We start from the raw sequence: 16,280 nt of genomic DNA on the forward strand, positions 1-16,280 counted from the left end.
ATTGATGAGGTAATTATGTAATTAATTTCAAAAAACACTTCTAAAGAGTAATCTAACAAAAGATTACTCTTTTTTTTGTTAAAAAATAAATTAATATTCGACTAAGCTAAAATGTTTATATTTACACAAGCATATTTTTAGTTAATCCCAAAAACTATTCAATTTTAACTTAAACTATCACCCAAATGAAAAAAATTACCCTTTTGATTACTTTAATCTCCTCATTTATACAAGCACAAACAACTATTGAAAGCTTGATTAATCAAACAAGTTTAGATAATATGACAACGTATGTTCGTGAGCTTTCAGGTGAAGACCCTACAGTTGTTAACAATGAAAATGTTACTATTACACACCGTGTAAGTTATGCTGGCTCTGGAAATAATTTAGCTGCGGATTATATTGTTGAGAAATTAAATGAGACAGGGCTAACAGTTACAGTACAAAATTATTCAAGTACAGGAAGAAATATTTATGCAACGCAATTAGGAACGGTAAATCCAAATGATATTTATATTGTTTGTGCACATTATGATGCTGTTTCTTATTTCTGCGCAGATGACAATGCAAGTGGAGTTGCAGGAGTTTTAGAAACTGCAAGAATCTTATCAGAACAGTGTTTTGAAAATACCATTATTTATGCACTTTGGGATGAAGAAGAAAACGGATTAAAAGGAAGTAATTATTTCTCTGATTATTTTTTCTCTCAAAATAAAAATATTGTAGGTGTTGTCAATATTGATATGATGGGATATGATGGAGACAATGATAAAGTTTTTGATATTGATATTAATAATAACACAACTTCAACACAAATAAAAGATGACTTAATTTCAATTGTTGATGATTATGATTTAGATATTATTCCTTTAGTTGTAAATCCTGGAACTTACGCAAGTGATCATGCTTCATTTTGGTCAAATAGTTATGGCGCAGTTCTTTTAGGTGAATCTTGGGAAAATGATGATATTACTCCAGGATATCATAGTTCTTCTGATAGAATTTCTTTGTTTAATATGCCTTATTTTCATGAAATGGGTAAACTAATTACAGGTTATATCACAACAAAAGGAGTTCTTTGCGCACCAAATGATAATAGTAATGAGGAAGAAGAACAAGAGGAAGAAAATCTAAACACAAATGATATAAAAGATATTAAAACCATTTTTTATCCGAATCCTACAAGAGATATTTTTGAAATGGATTTCTCTACTGAAAAAGAAAGAGAAATTTCTGTTTTTTCTTTATTAGGTAAAAAAGTATTGACTTTAACTACAAATAATAAACATGTAACAATTAACTTAAAAAATCTTGAAGCAGGAACTTATATTGTGGAAATAAAAACCAAAAATGGAGAAAAATTTAATTTATATAATATTATAAAAGAATAATATTTACATAAAGTCATAAAAAAAGCTCATTACATGTAATGAGCTTTTTTTATATTTTTTAATTCTACGAATTAGCTTCTTGCTACAAAGTCAACTACTAATTTAGAAACTATTTTTTCAGCAACCTTCGCTACTTCTTGAACTTCTTCATGAGAAACTGGCTCCACTAAACCTTCTACTCCTAAATCCGTAATCACAGACAGTCCCATACATTTCATTCCCATATGTTTTGCTGTAATTACTTCAGGAACTGTTGACATTCCAACAGCATCACCTCCCATTAATCTTACCATGCGATATTCCGCAGGAGTTTCAAAAGTAGGTCCTTGTAATGCTAAATAAACACCTTCTTGTAATTTAACATCATTTTCTTGTGCAATTGTTCTAACTAATTGTGCCATTTCTAAATCATATGGCTCATGCATATCTACGAAACGTGGTCCAAACCTTTCATCATTTGGTCCGTTTAATGGATGTTCAGGAATCATATTAATATGGTCAGTGATTAACATAATATCACCAACTTTAAATCCAGTTTTTACACCTCCTGAAGCATTTGAAACAATTAATTTTTCAACACCTAAATATTTCATCACTCGAATTGGGAAAATTGTTTCACTCATTTTCCATCCTTCGTAAAAATGAAATCTTCCACGCATTGCAAGAACTTTTTTACCACCTAATTCTCCAAAAATCAATTCTCCATGATGTCCTTCTACTGTAGACACAGGGAAGTTTACGATTTCATCATAAGGAATTCTTTTTTCAATAGAAATTACATCTACTAAATTTCCTAATCCTGTTCCTAATACAATCCCAAAATCAGGTTTTGTAATTCCTTTCTCCTTTAAAAACTTAACTGTTTCCTGTACTTTCTCCCACATAATCTAAAATGAGTTTGTTAAATATGTCTTCACGACTAAAAAAAGTTGTTTTGATGGGTATATAATAGACCGCATCAAGCTTAACAAAGATACGAACATAATCTTTTTCCGTTGTCAAAATTAGTTTTTTTTCCGTCGGAATTTCATGATATTTATCTTTAATTTTTAAAATATCTTGTTCTGTAAAATGGTGGTGATCAGGAAATTCTATATGATGAAGTTTTACTCCTTTTTGCTCTAAAAATGAGACCAAAGGTTTAGGTTTTGCAATTCCAGTAACTAAAACAATTTCATAATCCAAAATATCTGAAAGCTCTTTTGTTTTCTCATGAGAAATTAAAGTTTCATCATAAGAAATCTTTGAAAAAAACAATTCTTGATTTGAATCAAGTTTTAATTTCTTTTGAATTTTCTTTTGTTCTTCTAAAGAAAGGTTTTCAGGACATTTTGTTACAATTATTGCTTTAGCTCTTTTTACGCCACTCTTATATTCACGAAGATTTCCAGCAGGAAGCATCAAATCTTCAGAATACAAACTATCATATGAAGTTAATAAAATATAAAATCCAGCATCTAACTTTCGGTGTTGAAAAGCATCATCAAGTAATACAATTTCAGTTTCAGGTTTTTGCTTTTTTATTTCCTGTATTCCATGTACACGATTTGCATCCACAGCAACCGTAATATTTTGGAATTTTCGAAAATATTGATATGGTTCATCTCCAATCATTTCAGCATTTACAGTAGCGTCAGCCATGATAAAACCTTCCGTTGATCTTTTATACCCTCTACTTAAAACTGCTGTTTGATAAGAATCTTTTAGTAAACGAATCAAATATTCTATTTGTGGTGTTTTTCCTGTTCCGCCAACACTTAAATTTCCAACTACAATAGTCGGAAAATCAAAAGAAGTCGATTTCAGAACTCCAACATCAAAAAGTTTATTTCGAACAGAAGTTATCCCTCCGTACAAAATAGAAAATGGAAATAATATTTTTCGTAACTTTTTCATGTGGCGAAAGTACGAAATTTTAATAGAGTTTTATTTTTTAGTTGCCTCGAATTCTTCTTAAAGTTTCTTATTTTTAGTTCGAAGTTTTAAACTAATCTTCTAAATAATAGACGAATTCCTATGAATCTAATGTTAATTTCTATAGAACTTTAAGAGTATTTTTTAAAATCAATTCTTTTCTTCCTAAAATTATAATAAAAATTTGCGTTCATTAAAATGATTCCTAGCTTAAAAAAGTATCTTTACGAAAATAAATAAATCCCAAATTGTAATAATACATTTATTCTATTTGGATCCTATTTCATTTATTAAAATAAAAAAAATAACATATGATTTTAATAGCAGAAGGAGGTTCGACAAAAGTAGATTGGATAGCTTTAAACGAAGAAAAAGAAGAAATTTTCAGATTGAGAACTTCTGGTCTTAATCCAACCGTTTTTTCAAGAGAAATTATTGAAAGTAGAATAATCAATGACTTCCAATTAGTAAAAGATCGAGAAAAAGTTTCAAAAGTATTTTTTTATGGAGCAGGTTGTGGAACAAAAACGCCTAAAGCAGTTTTAGAAGAAGTGCTTCTTGGTATTTTTTACAATGCTTCTATCACTATTGCTGATGATATGCTTGCAGCTGTTTATGCGGCAGCCAAAGGGAAACCTTCCATTGTTTGTATTTTGGGGACTGGTTCTAATAGTTGTTATTTTGATGGAAAAAATATCGAAACAAATGCAAAATCACTTGGATATATTTTAATGGATGAAGCAAGTGGAAATTATTTTGGAAAACAATTAATCCGCGATTTTTATTACCATCGAATGCCTAAAGAAATTGCTGAACAATTTTCTGCTTCTTATAATGTTGATGCTGATTTTATCAAATTTAATTTATATAGTCAACCAGAACCGAACACATATTTAGCTTCTTTTTCTAAATTTTTATTTGAACATATTGAAAATTCTTATGTGCAACAATTGATTCTTGACGGATTTGAGGAATTTATGATGTGTAGAATTTTACCATATACACATGCACACATGGTTCCGATTTATTTTATCGGATCTATTGCTCATTATTTTAAAGATGTTTTAGAAACAGTTGCAAATAAATATAATTTAGAAATTTCAGGAATTATTAAAGAACCAATTGATGAATTAATTGCTTATCATAAAAGAGAATTACTTTAATCCTCTTTTATGATAGGAACAATTCTTTCTAAAGCCATTCCTCTTGATCCTTTTATTAAGATTGTTTTTCCTGTAAGATTTACTAAAAATTCTTTATTTTCATCCGAAAATTTAGAAAAATCACTGTATTTTGAAATGTTTTCTTTACAAATAGTTGTTTCAAAAAAATGATTTCCAATTAAAAATATACGCTCAAAATCATAATTTTCAATTTGATTTACCACTTCTTGATGTTCCTTTTTTGTATCCTTTCCAACTTCAAACATATCTCCTAAAAATAAAATTTTATCAGGATTTTTAAGCATAGAAAAATTTTCCAAAGCAACTTTCATGCTACTTGGATTTGCATTATAAGCATCAAGAATAATTTGATTTTCTTTAATTTCAAGAATTTGAGAACGATTATTTGTTGGAATATAATTCTCAATTGCATTTTTTATTTCTTCATTTTTTACTTTAAAATAATTTCCAATAGAAATCGCTGCTGCAATGTTTGTATAATTATAGATTCCGATTAAATTACTTTGAATAACATTGTCTTCTAATTGTAATTTCACAAAAGGAGTTAATTCAAGAAACCTTGTTTTAGGAATGTCTTCTTCTGTACCAAAAAATATTCTATTCATTCCTTCCGATTCTTTTACTTGTCTTGGAATTGAATTATTTATAAAAAGAATTCCATTTATCTTTTTAATAAATTGATACAATTCTGTTTTTCCTTTTATCACACCTTCTATTCCACCAAATCCCTCTAAATGTGCTTTTCCAAAGTTCGTGATATAACCAAAATTTGGTTTTGCAATTTCACATAAAAACGCAATTTCTTTTTGGTGATTTGCTCCCATTTCGACAATTCCAATTTCTACATCAGGCTTCATTTGAAGTAAAGTCAAGGGAACACCAATATGATTATTCAAATTTCCAATAGTTGCATGTGTCTTATATTTTTCAAATAAAACAGCATTAATTAATTCTTTAGAAGTTGTTTTTCCATTACTTCCAGTTAATCCAATAATTGGAATTTGTAGTTTCTCTCTATGATAAGAAGCTAAATCTTGTAATGTTTTTAATACATCTTTTACTAAAATTGTTTTTTCAGAACTTACATATTCTTCTTCATCAATAATAGCATAAGAAGCACCTTTTTCTAAAGCTTCTTTAGCAAATTTATTTCCATTAAAATTTTCTCCTTTCAATGCGAAATAAATACTATTCTTTCTAATTTTTCTAGTATCTGTATCTACTAAAAAATGTTCTTTATATAATTTGTAAATGTTTTCTATTCTCATAAAACAAAAATAAAAAAAAGCCCTACGTTTTGTAGGGCTTTTTTAGAATGAATTGAAAAATTCTAAATATTATCTTTTGTTAGGTCCTTTAGTTCCTTGGTGATAAGGAGTTTTACTTGTCTTAGACATTGGTCCTAATCTATCTGTCGCACATCTGAATCCGATGTAGTTTGTTGCCATATATTCTGGTAAGAATCTTCTTTGAGCTGGATCTAACCAGTACTCTCTATCTTTCCAAGAACCTCCTTTATAAACTCTTACTTGATCAGAAATTAAAGTAGTTCTAGTTTGATCATCGTATTTTTGAGTTCTTTGACCTTCCTCATCTTTCTCATTTGGAATGATAGGGTGGTTATACATTCTTGGCATATCTTTACCATCAGCTTTAAGTTCTTCTTCTGTTTTGCTATAATGCTTAGTAGAAGCTAATTCACCATCACGAACGTTAACATTGTAAGATTTTTCGTAGTTATTTCTCATGTAAGCATCAGATTTTGTTACAGGAACATATTTTAAAGCTCCAGGAACATCTTTAGGAACGATTCTTCCGTTTTCTAAAGTATCATACTCCATGTTTTCATAGTCTACCATTACAACTTTTCCTTCGTCATCAATTTTTTTCTTTGTGAAGATATTTCCTCTGAAATAGTTAAAGTCACTTGCTTCTCCATCAATAATTGGACGGTAAACATCAGCAACCCATTCTGCAACGTTACCTGACATATCATATAATCCGAATGCGTTTGGTGGGTAGAATTTCACTCTTTGTGTGATGTCTGCCTCATCCGAACTCCATTCTGCACGTCCAGAATAATCTCCTTTATATTGTTTAAAGTTCGCTAGTTGATCTCCGTGTCCTCTTCTGTTTTTATTTCTAGTATATTTTCCAGCCCAAGCAAATTTCTTTCTTTCTTTAACGATATTATACTCTCTTGTTTCTACTAAAGATTTAGCAGCATATTCCCATTCTGCTTCTGTTGGTAAACGGAATGAAGTAGCAAGAATACCATCAGAAATTTTAGCATGTCTTCCGATAAAAGATCCTTTTGCTGGTCTCTTTTTTAATTTTTTGTTTGAAGGTAATCCTTTCTTGTAGATTGTAGAATCTCCATCGAATAATAAAGAAGGATTAGCTAAATAAGTTTCAGTAACGAAGTGGTTTTTACCTTGAACTTTTGCAGAGTCTCCTCCATAAAGATCATCAAGTAATCCTTTATCCATTAAGATTTTTTCGTTTACACGGTCAGTTCTCCATTTACAATATTGGTTTGCTTGAATCCAACTTACACCAACAACTGGGTAATCTGCATAAGAAGGGTGTCTTAAATAAGTTTCAGTTAATAATTCATTGAAACCTAAAACGTGTCTCCAAACAAGTGTATCAGGTAAAGCAGATTTATAAATATGCTTATAATTATCTTCAGATGGTGGGAATACTTTTTCTAACCATTCTAAGTAAAATAAGTATTCTCTGTTTGTAACTTCGGCCTCATCCATGTAAAATGAACGAACTTGTTGTTGTACTGGAGTTGTATTCCAATCAAACATTACATCATCCTGAACAGAACCCATTGTAAAAGTTCCTCCTTCAATAAGAACCATTCCAGGAGGCGTTTCTTGTCCTTTGTAGTTTGTATTTGTCGAGAATCCAGCTTCCTGTTTGTTTTTTGTTGTCCAACCAGTCAAAGAAGTACTGTTATTTCCAGAACTTTCTTTACTCTTACAGCTGAATAGCGAAGCTGCCAGAACAACTGCTAGAAGCAATTTAGATCTTCCAATTAGATTTTTCATATTCATTTCAACATTTAAGGTTTTATTATAAGTAGCGCAATTTACACTAAAAAAATTTTTTTGCAAGAGAATATCTTAATAAAATGTAAAAAAAATTAACATATCTACATATTATAACGATTGTTTTATTCCTTTATTATATGTAATGTTGCATAATTATTTAACGAAATTATTTAAAATTCTATACATCTAGATTTTTTAGAAATACAGTATTTTTTTAGTAAAACCTACAATTTTTAATCAAAAAAATATAGTAAAATCTATCATAATACCATATTTTTGAACCTTTCTAGAAAAGATATAATAATTTACTTCAAGAAGAATAAATTAAAGTTTTAGGTACCATTTTGAAAAATAAATATTCATAATTCAAAAAATATAAAATACCTATAAACACCAATTACAAATTTAGTTTTCTTGATACTAAGATTGTTTTTTTTACGTTTGATGTACTATGATTAATAAAAGATTGTTTTTACTTGGAATGTATCTGTTTATGATACAAATAGCGTTTTCGCAACGTACTGAAAAAAGAGATTTTAATTTAGAATGGGAAGAAAATAAATTAATTCATTTTTCAGATAAAAGGACTATTAATTCACCTGTTATAAAAGGACATTCCTTAGATTTTGATTTTATTCCATCTTATTCTGAGCAATGGAAAATTCAAAATGGATTACAAGTTAAATCTGCCGAATTAACAAACATTACCTATGAAACTCTTTCACCTAATGTTTTACAAAATATTGATAAAAATAAGATTCCAACTGAAGCAAAATTTGAATTAGTTGCTAAAAAAAGGCGAAATCAAACGTTTTTAATTTTCCAACTTACTCCCATTATTAACGTAAATGGAAATTATCAAAAAATTACTTCTTTTTCTTTAGATTATGAATTAGAATCGAAAAGAAACAATCCAACTTTTAGAACTACAAATAGTTCAAACTCTGTTTTAGCAAATGGAACTTGGTACAAATTCGCTGTTGATACCTCTGGAGTTTTCAAAATTGATCGTGGATTTATGGAAAGTTTGGGTATAAATATGAATGAAGTAAACCCAAAAAATATTCGCATTTATGGAAATGGTGGAAAATTACTTCCAAATAGAGTTGGTGATTTCAGACATGATGATTTACAGGAAAATGCGATTTTTGTTAGTGGAGAAGATGATGGTATTTTTAATAATGAAGATTATATTTTATTTTATGCTCAAGGTCCACATAGCTGGAATGATAATGAAATTTCAAGTACTTTTTCATTAAGACATCAACAAAATATTTATTCTGATTTTGCTTATTATTATATTACTGTTGATAACGGTCAAGGTCGTAGAATTGTTACTTCACCAGAAATTAATCAAAATGCAGTGAGTACAATTACTACTTTTGATGATTATACTTTTTATGAAAGAGAAGATTATAATATTACAACTTTAGGTACAAAATGGTTAGGTGAACCTTTTAATATAGAAAATGATCAAACTTTTCATATTCCTTTTGAAAATATTGATAATCAAATTACTGTTCGAGTTGCGATGGTTTCACAATCTCCAACAAATTCTAGTGCAAGAATATATGCAAATAATGAAAATATTTTCAATCTTAGTTTTGGTACTATAACAAGTAGTACTTTGGCTTCTGAAGAAACAAATTCAAGAACTATCACTGCAAGCGGTAATGCTGTTTCTGTAAATATTGACTATAATAATAATGGAAACCCATCTGCAAGAGGATATTTAGATTATATCGAAATTTACGGAAAGAAAAAGCTGATTTCTACAAATAAGCAATTCTCTTTTAGAAGTTTTGAAGCAAAAAATACGAATGGTGTTGTTACTTTTCAAATCCAAAATGCTACAAATCTAACTTCTGTATGGGATGTGACAAATCATATCAGTCCAGCAGTTGTTCCTTTAAACACTTCTGGAAGTTCTAAAACTTTTAAAGCAAATGGAAATGAATTACGTCAGTATGTTGCTTTAGAAAATAATGATTATTACACTCCTACTCTATTAAATACATCTTTAGTTCCTAATCAGAATTTACATAGTTTAGAAAACATTGAATATTTAATCGTAACATCAAACGAACTCGTAAACCAAGCAGAACGTTTAGCAAATTATCATCAAACTAATTCAAATTTAAATTCTGTTGTAGTTCCTTTAGATAAAATTTATAATGAATTTTCTTCTGGATCACCTGATATTACAGGAATTAGAGATTTTGTAAAACATTTATATGAGTCTAATACAGATCCAAATAAAAAATTAAAATATTTATGTCTATTTGGAGATACAAGTTATGATTATAAAAATCGAATCATTGATAATAATAATATTGTACCATCTTTAGAAACGGAAGATTCTTATTCTAAAAATTCTTATGTTTCTGATGATTATTATGTAATGTTAGATGATGATGAAGGGAAATTAACAAATGGACGTCTTTCAATTTTTGATCAGTTAGATGTAAGCACAGGTAGAATAATTGTAACTACAAATCAACAAGCACAAAATGTAGTTGATAAAATATTGAGTTATTATAGTAAGGAATCCTTAGGAAAATGGAGAAATGATATTTCTCTAGTAGCTGATGATATTGATGAACTTTGGGAAGCACAATTACAAGATGATCAAGAAGAAATTGCACAAAGAATCAATAATTTAAAACCTCAATTAAATATCAAAAAAATCTTTGCAGATAGCTATGTACAGGAAATTTCTTCTGGAGGAGAAAGATATCCAGATGTAAATAAAGCAATTAGTGATGCAATAGAAAAAGGTACTTTAATGATTGATTATTTTGGTCATGGAGGTGAAGATGGTTGGGCTCACGAAAGAATTTTAGAATTGTCTGAAATCAATAATTTAAACAATCCTAATACTTTACCTTTATTTGTGACAATTACTTGTGAATTTACCAAATTTGATAATCCTGAAAGAGATACAGCTGGAGAATTCACATTTTGGAATAAAAACGGAGGAGCTGTTAGTTTAATCACAACGACAAGAAGTATTGCTGTAAACACAGGAGCAATTTTAAATGAACGAATCATGGATAAATTAGTTCAAATTGAAGAGAACGATTTATCTATTGCAAATATTTTATTAGAAGCAAAAAACTCTTATGCTAATTATCAAAAATATTATGCTTTTTTCATTGGAGATCCTGCAATGCGTTTGGCTGTTCCAAAACCAAATATTAAAATTACTTCTTTAAATGGAAAAGATATTTCACAACCTTTAGATTCTTTAAAAGCACTTTCACACCCAATATTTGAAGGAGTTGTAACTGATAATTCAGGAAATATCCTATCTGATTTTAATGGAGAAGTTTATGCAACTATTTATGATAAAGCTGTAGATAAAACTACTTTAGACAATGGACAAAATGATATTGTTTTAGAATATAAATCAATTGAAAGTAAAATTTTTACAGGTAGAGCTTCTGTTACAAATGGAAAATTCACTTTCGATTTTATTGTTCCTAGAGATATTAAGATTGCTTATGGTAAAGGAAAATTAAGTTTTTATGCACATAACAATACACCAAACGACAAATCTGGGTATAATTTAGATGTAACAGTTGGAGGTGTAAATGAAAATGCTCCTGAAGATAATCAAGGACCAAAAATTAAACTCTATATGAATGATGAAACATTCATCGATGGAGGAACAACAAATCAAAGTCCTCTATTCCTTGCATTATTAGAAGATGAAAATGGAATTAATACTTCATTTACAGCAGTAGATCATGATATTGTTGCATTTTTAGATGGAGATCAAAACAATCCTATTATATTAAATGATTTTTATGAAACGGAATTAGACAGCTACAAAGAAGGTAGAGTTAAGTATCCTTTTAAAGATTTAAAAACTGGACAACACACTTTAACACTTAAAGTTTGGGATACATATAATAATTCTAGCGAAGCAACGTTGAACTTTTTTGTAACACAAGATATTGGACTTTCTCTTACGAATGTCTTAAATTATCCAAATCCTTTTGTGAATTACACAGAATTTTGGTTTACTCATAACAGACCAAACGAACAATTAGAAACACAAGTTCAGATATTTACAGTGTCAGGTAAATTGGTTAAAACAATAAATCAAATTGTACAAACAGAAGGATTCTTAGCAAGATCGATCACTTGGGATGGTCTTGATGATTTTGGAGATAAGATTGGTAAAGGGGTCTATGTATATAAATTAAAGGTTAAATCACTAGTGGATGGTAGTTCCGCAGAAAAATATGAGAAATTAGTGATACTTCAATAAAAAATAAGATATTTGTTAAGATTAAATCAAATTACTAAATGAAAAAAATACTATTATTCGCGGCATTCGCATTAATTGGGGGAAGCAAGTTAATTGCTCAAACAGAGATAGATACGAATTCAGAACCAAATCCGATCACAACAGCAGCACCTTTCTTATTAATTACACCAGACGCCCGTGCTGGAGGTATGGCTGATATTGGTGCAACTACATCAGCAGACTCACAATCACAATTCCATAATCCTGCAAAATATGCTTTTTTAGAAAATCAATTTGCAGTTGGTGTAAACTATACACCTTGGTTAAGAGAATTAACGGATGATATTTTTGTTGGTGCTGTGGCATTTGGAAATAGAATCAATGAAAGAAGTGCTTGGTCTGCTGGATTAAGATATTTTAACTTAGGAGAAATTCAATTAACAGATAATGCTGGAGTTCCTCAAGGAACTACAAAAATGAACGAGTTTGCACTTAGTGGATCATACGCTTTGAAATTAAGTGAAAAATATAGTATGGGTGTGACTCTTAAATATGTAAGATCAGACCTTGGTGTTCAATTAACTCAAGGAAATGAAATTCAAGCTGTAAATACTTTCACAGTTGGAGTTTCTGGATACTATCGTTCAAACGAAATGTTTTTAGGAGATTTCAACGGACGTTTAAGAGGAGGATTCAATATTTCAGATGTTGGACCAAAAGTTTCTTATGTAGATGGTGGACAAGAGAGTTTTATGCCAGCTAATTTAAAATTAGGTGTTGGATTTGACTTTATCTTAGATACTTATAATACAATTGGAATTAATGTGGAAGCTAATAAATTATTAGTTCCAACTCCAGATCCAAATGACCCAACAAAATATGATGATACAGGTTTCTTTGAAGGAATCATCAAATCATTTGGAGATGCTCCAGGTGGATTTAGTGAAGAATTAAGGGAAATCACTTATGGAATTGCAGCAGAATATTCTTATGATAATTTATTCAAATTAAGAGCTGGATATTTCCACGAAAATGAATTAAAAGGAGCTAGACAATTTTTTACAACTGGTTTAGGATTTAAATTTAAGTCTACAGACTTAGATGTATCTTATCTAATCAACGCTGGAGATGTTGCAAATCCATTAGAAAACACTTTAAGATTTTCTCTAGCATTTAATTTCGGTGACTCTTACCAAGATTAATAAAAGATTAGTAAATTTGTTCTATAAATTGTATAGATAATGAAACAAATAGAAATCACAACTTCGGTAACGATTTTTGAAAATGTAGAAGAGCTACCAAATGATGTAAAAGAATTGATGAATAAGGCAGTTGAAGCGAGAAAAAATGCATATGCACCTTATTCTGATTTCGAAGTAGGCGCAGCTTTGTTGTTAGAAAATGGAGAAGTGATTACTGGAAATAATCAAGAAAATGCAGCTTATCCTTCCGGAATGTGTGCGGAAAGAGTTGCAGTTTGGAAAGCATCTTCAGAGTTTCCAAACCAAAAGATTTTAAAAATAGTTCTTACAGCTACTTCCAGAAAAACTAAAAATACAACACCAGTCGCTCCTTGTGGAGGATGCAGGCAAACACTTTTAGAGTATGAGCAAAAACAAGATGCTCCAATGGAAGTGTATTTTATGGGAGCTGAAGGAGAAATTTATAAAACAAATTCTTTAACTGATTTAGTTCCAATCGCATTTGGAAAATCTTTCTTATAAAATGAAAAACGATATTCAAAATAGAGAAGATTTATACTTAATTGTAAGTGAGTTCTATAAAAAACTATTAAATGATGCAGAAATGCATCATTTTTTTTCGGAAATAGTTGCAAATGATTCTTTAGAAGAACACTTACAAGTTTTAGTAGATTTTTGGGATAATATTCTTTTTTATTCCAATACCTATCATAAAAATGCAATGCAACCTCATTTAGAAAAAAATGAAGAATTTCCTTTTGAAAGAAAACATTTTCAGAAATGGTTAGATTTTTTTAAGCAAACTGTTGATGAGAATTTCGAAGGAGAAAATGCACATGTCATCAAAAATCGAGCTACTTCCATAGCCACTGTTATGGAAATAAAAGTTTCTCAAATTCGAGAACAAAAAGAAAAAAATAATTAATTATTAAACTCCTTTTTCACTTGAAAGAGGAGTTTTTTTATCTTTTCTTCAATCATTTTGTGTAAAACTTACAATTCTTAAATAATCGAACTTTATATATAAAATACTAATAATTTTTACACATTTCTCATCACATATTCTTAAAGTACGTTAAACATAAGTTAAACACAATCAATGATTTGACTATATAACCCTTTTATTTCTACCTTTACATCATGTTAAGATGGTCGGTCATATATTTAAAATATAACTATCATAATCAATAACATATTTTTCATTTGTCAAGTGTGAATTAATATGTTTTCAAGTCGTAACCTATTTGTTTATATTTAAAAGTATTTTTCATAACCTCAACTATTTATTTTTATTAAGACAACCGACCATCTTTTTAAATTCTACCAAATGATACTACCATTACTTTAAAGTATAAATTCTATTAATTTTTTAAAATTTCATAATCAGCAAATTTCATGCAATCAATCTTTAATTTAAGAAGATGACCGACCATTTTTAAAATCCATTCTATTCATCTTTTAAATTATCTATTATGAAACGCTTGCATATTTTTACAGCAATGATATTCTTTTTAGCCTTTGCTTGTCAGAAAGAATATCCCGAATTAGAAGCGTCAGATATTTCTAATTCTGAAGAAAATTTTAATAACGAACGCTTTACCACTTCTGATTTAAATTTAGATTTACAGCGAATCCCTATTTCAGAAAGAAGAATCCACGAAATCATTAACCCTTCTACGCATAACTCTTATAATGATCATGACAAATACGAAAAGTCAAACGTATTTGATCGAATTCCGACACAACTTTCCAAAGGAATTCGTGGTGTTGAAATTGATATTCATAAAAAAGTAAACCTTTTTAAAGGAGACGATATTTCAGTATATCACGGGAAAGTTTCAAACGGAATCAATGGAAGTCGATTAGCTCATTATGTCTTAAGAGAAATAACAGATTTTGCCAAAGACAACCCAAACGAAATTATTTATTTAAAATTTGAAACGACAGTTTCAGGTGGAGATATTGATAAAGAAATTCGAGAAGCAGAATTGGATAAATATATTTATGATTACAATCCAAATAATCCATATCCAAAACCAGAAGAAATCATTGCAACAGGAAAAAATGTTGTAATTACAAGACATATCGATGGTTCACAATATGGGGTTTCTTTAGACAGACATACATTTGGAGGTGGATACGAACATAATAGTAGTCATAATCCACAAACAAATCCTTCTGCAAATAAGTTCTTTAGTGTAGAATATTATGCAATCACTTCTACTTTTGGATATGGAGATTCACATGAACAAAAATATTTATTAGGAGAAGCCAGATTACCTGAATTTGTGGATAAAGTTTGGAAGTTAAATGGTAAAAAGCCTTGGAGAATTATTGTTGACTTCCCTTCTGTTCACAACGATTATTTTTATCAAATCGTAAATGAATTAAAATCTAGACAAATGCTAAAAGCTCAAGTTTATGATAAATATGGAAATTTATTTATGAATGATGAAAATGGAAAATTAATTACTTGGAAATGGATGTGTACATATAATAATGCAAAAAATGATGCGAAAACATCTGCGGAAGCATCTTTTCCAATGAAAAAAGGAGAAACAGTTACGATTCAGCCTTATTCTGATGATTATTATTTCGTTCCTCCTATTCTAGAAGTTACAAATGATGGAACTACCGATTTGCTTCAAAACTTTGTAGCAATTCCGAAACCTGAATAAATTTTTATACAAAACCAAAAGATGACCGACCATTTTAAACAAAATTAAATTTTAAAAATATCTATTATGGAACGTATAAGTTATATGACAGCTAAGGTTTTCTTTTTGTTTGAACCTACTCAAAATGAAACCCCTCTACTAGAAGAAAAGAATTCTTCTAAAATGAAAAACGATTTTAATAATGATGGCTTTATTCATTCAAATTTAAACCTAGATCTTCAACAAATTTCTGTAGAAGACAAAAGAAAGAATGACATTTCTTATCCTTCTTCTTTTAGTTCGCAAATTGAAACAAATAAAGTAAATACAGATAAATTTTACGATCGTCTGATTACTTTAGAATGGCATGTAAGTTCTCATGATAAAGACAATGCTGTTTTACTTCCAATTATCAAAGGAGAAAATGTTGTTATTCAACCTATTTCTGATACGCATTATTTTGTTCCTTCTTTTGTAGAAGTGAAAAATGATGGAACGGACGATTTACTTCAAAACTTCGTTGCGATACCAAAAGCTTTAAATTAATCATAATCAAATATTCTAATTCAGCATAATCAAAACCAACTAACCAAACTTTTACAGCTATTCTAATTC

Annotated in this window: 12 protein-coding genes; 8 read left to right on the top strand and 4 right to left on the bottom strand. The window is 29.2% G+C overall.

What is annotated here, in order from left to right:
* Positions 1–185 precede the first annotated feature (185 nt).
* Positions 186–1,391, top strand: coding sequence for a M28 family peptidase (locus I1A51_RS00775; RefSeq protein ID WP_196890473.1), 1,206 nt, complete (start codon positions 186–188; stop codon positions 1,389–1,391).
* 71 nt (positions 1,392–1,462) lie between these two features.
* On the opposite strand, the gene I1A51_RS00780 is transcribed toward I1A51_RS00775, so the two are convergent.
* Positions 1,463–2,275, bottom strand: a complete 813-nt coding sequence (locus I1A51_RS00780) for a purine-nucleoside phosphorylase (RefSeq protein WP_196890474.1) — start codon at positions 2,273–2,275, stop codon at positions 1,463–1,465.
* Positions 2,247–3,287: a tetraacyldisaccharide 4'-kinase gene (gene lpxK / locus I1A51_RS00785; RefSeq protein WP_196890475.1), complete on the bottom strand. Its 1,041-nt coding sequence runs from the start codon at positions 3,285–3,287 to the stop codon at positions 2,247–2,249. Before lpxK ends, I1A51_RS00780 begins: the two co-directional genes overlap by 29 nt.
* A gap of 329 nt (positions 3,288–3,616) precedes the next feature.
* Between lpxK and I1A51_RS00790 the strand changes: the two genes are divergently transcribed.
* On the top strand, positions 3,617–4,468 hold the full coding sequence (locus I1A51_RS00790; RefSeq protein WP_196890476.1) for an N-acetylglucosamine kinase: 852 nt from the start codon (positions 3,617–3,619) through the stop codon (positions 4,466–4,468).
* On the opposite strand, the gene I1A51_RS00795 is transcribed toward I1A51_RS00790, so the two are convergent.
* Together I1A51_RS00795 and gldJ are read right to left on the bottom strand one after the other, a co-directional pair.
* A complete protein-coding gene (locus I1A51_RS00795) occupies positions 4,465–5,757 on the bottom strand; it encodes a UDP-N-acetylmuramoyl-tripeptide--D-alanyl-D-alanine ligase (RefSeq protein ID WP_196890477.1) in 1,293 nt (430 codons plus the stop codon). The genes I1A51_RS00790 and I1A51_RS00795 overlap by 4 nt on opposite strands.
* Before the next feature lie 69 nt (positions 5,758–5,826).
* Complete coding sequence (gene gldJ, locus I1A51_RS00800; RefSeq protein WP_317192826.1) at positions 5,827–7,548, bottom strand: gliding motility lipoprotein GldJ; 1,722 nt, start codon at positions 7,546–7,548, stop codon at positions 5,827–5,829.
* A 454-nt stretch (positions 7,549–8,002) separates the two neighbouring features.
* On the opposite strand from gldJ, the gene porU reads away from it, so the two are divergent.
* From porU to I1A51_RS00830, 6 genes are all read left to right on the top strand, one after another.
* On the top strand, positions 8,003–11,827 hold the full coding sequence (gene porU / locus I1A51_RS00805) for a type IX secretion system sortase PorU (protein WP_449500862.1): 3,825 nt from the start codon (positions 8,003–8,005) through the stop codon (positions 11,825–11,827).
* 38 nt (positions 11,828–11,865) lie between these two features.
* A complete protein-coding gene (porV, locus tag I1A51_RS00810; protein ID WP_196890480.1) occupies positions 11,866–13,008 on the top strand; it encodes a type IX secretion system outer membrane channel protein PorV in 1,143 nt (380 codons plus the stop codon).
* A gap of 39 nt (positions 13,009–13,047) precedes the next feature.
* Positions 13,048–13,530 carry a cytidine deaminase gene (gene cdd / locus I1A51_RS00815; RefSeq protein ID WP_196890481.1) on the top strand — a complete coding sequence of 161 codons (483 nt, stop codon included), beginning with the start codon at positions 13,048–13,050 and terminating at the stop codon, positions 13,528–13,530.
* A gap of 1 nt (position 13,531) precedes the next feature.
* Complete coding sequence (locus I1A51_RS00820) at positions 13,532–13,933, top strand: group III truncated hemoglobin (protein ID WP_196890482.1); 402 nt, start codon at positions 13,532–13,534, stop codon at positions 13,931–13,933.
* A gap of 547 nt (positions 13,934–14,480) precedes the next feature.
* A complete protein-coding gene (locus tag I1A51_RS00825) occupies positions 14,481–15,686 on the top strand; it encodes a phosphatidylinositol-specific phospholipase C domain-containing protein (RefSeq protein WP_196890483.1) in 1,206 nt (401 codons plus the stop codon).
* 66 nt (positions 15,687–15,752) lie between these two features.
* The gene (locus tag I1A51_RS00830) at positions 15,753–16,211 is read left to right on the top strand and encodes a hypothetical protein (protein WP_196890484.1); all 459 of its coding nucleotides are present in this window, start codon (positions 15,753–15,755) and stop codon (positions 16,209–16,211) included.
* Positions 16,212–16,280 lie beyond the last annotated feature (69 nt).

This window comes from Aureivirga marina (assembly GCF_015767265.1).
Lineage (GTDB): Bacteria > Bacteroidota > Bacteroidia > Flavobacteriales > Flavobacteriaceae > Aureivirga > Aureivirga marina.

What these genes read in the sequence shown, in the direction of transcription:
- I1A51_RS00790 (WP_196890476.1), top strand. Translation starts at nt 3,617, where the DNA reads ATGATTTTAATAGCAGAAGGAGGTTCGACAAAAGTAGATTGGATAGCT.
- I1A51_RS00820 (WP_196890482.1), top strand. Translation starts at nt 13,532, where the DNA reads ATGAAAAACGATATTCAAAATAGAGAAGATTTATACTTAATTGTAAGT.
- porU (WP_449500862.1), top strand. Translation starts at nt 8,003, where the DNA reads ATGATTAATAAAAGATTGTTTTTACTTGGAATGTATCTGTTTATGATA.
- I1A51_RS00775 (WP_196890473.1), top strand. Translation starts at nt 186, where the DNA reads ATGAAAAAAATTACCCTTTTGATTACTTTAATCTCCTCATTTATACAA.
- lpxK (WP_196890475.1), bottom strand. Translation starts at nt 3,287, where the DNA reads ATGAAAAAGTTACGAAAAATATTATTTCCATTTTCTATTTTGTACGGA.
- I1A51_RS00795 (WP_196890477.1), bottom strand. Translation starts at nt 5,757, where the DNA reads ATGAGAATAGAAAACATTTACAAATTATATAAAGAACATTTTTTAGTA.
- I1A51_RS00780 (WP_196890474.1), bottom strand. Translation starts at nt 2,275, where the DNA reads ATGTGGGAGAAAGTACAGGAAACAGTTAAGTTTTTAAAGGAGAAAGGA.
- cdd (WP_196890481.1), top strand. Translation starts at nt 13,048, where the DNA reads ATGAAACAAATAGAAATCACAACTTCGGTAACGATTTTTGAAAATGTA.
- porV (WP_196890480.1), top strand. Translation starts at nt 11,866, where the DNA reads ATGAAAAAAATACTATTATTCGCGGCATTCGCATTAATTGGGGGAAGC.
- gldJ (WP_317192826.1), bottom strand. Translation starts at nt 7,548, where the DNA reads ATGAAAAATCTAATTGGAAGATCTAAATTGCTTCTAGCAGTTGTTCTG.
- I1A51_RS00825 (WP_196890483.1), top strand. Translation starts at nt 14,481, where the DNA reads ATGAAACGCTTGCATATTTTTACAGCAATGATATTCTTTTTAGCCTTT.
- I1A51_RS00830 (WP_196890484.1), top strand. Translation starts at nt 15,753, where the DNA reads ATGGAACGTATAAGTTATATGACAGCTAAGGTTTTCTTTTTGTTTGAA.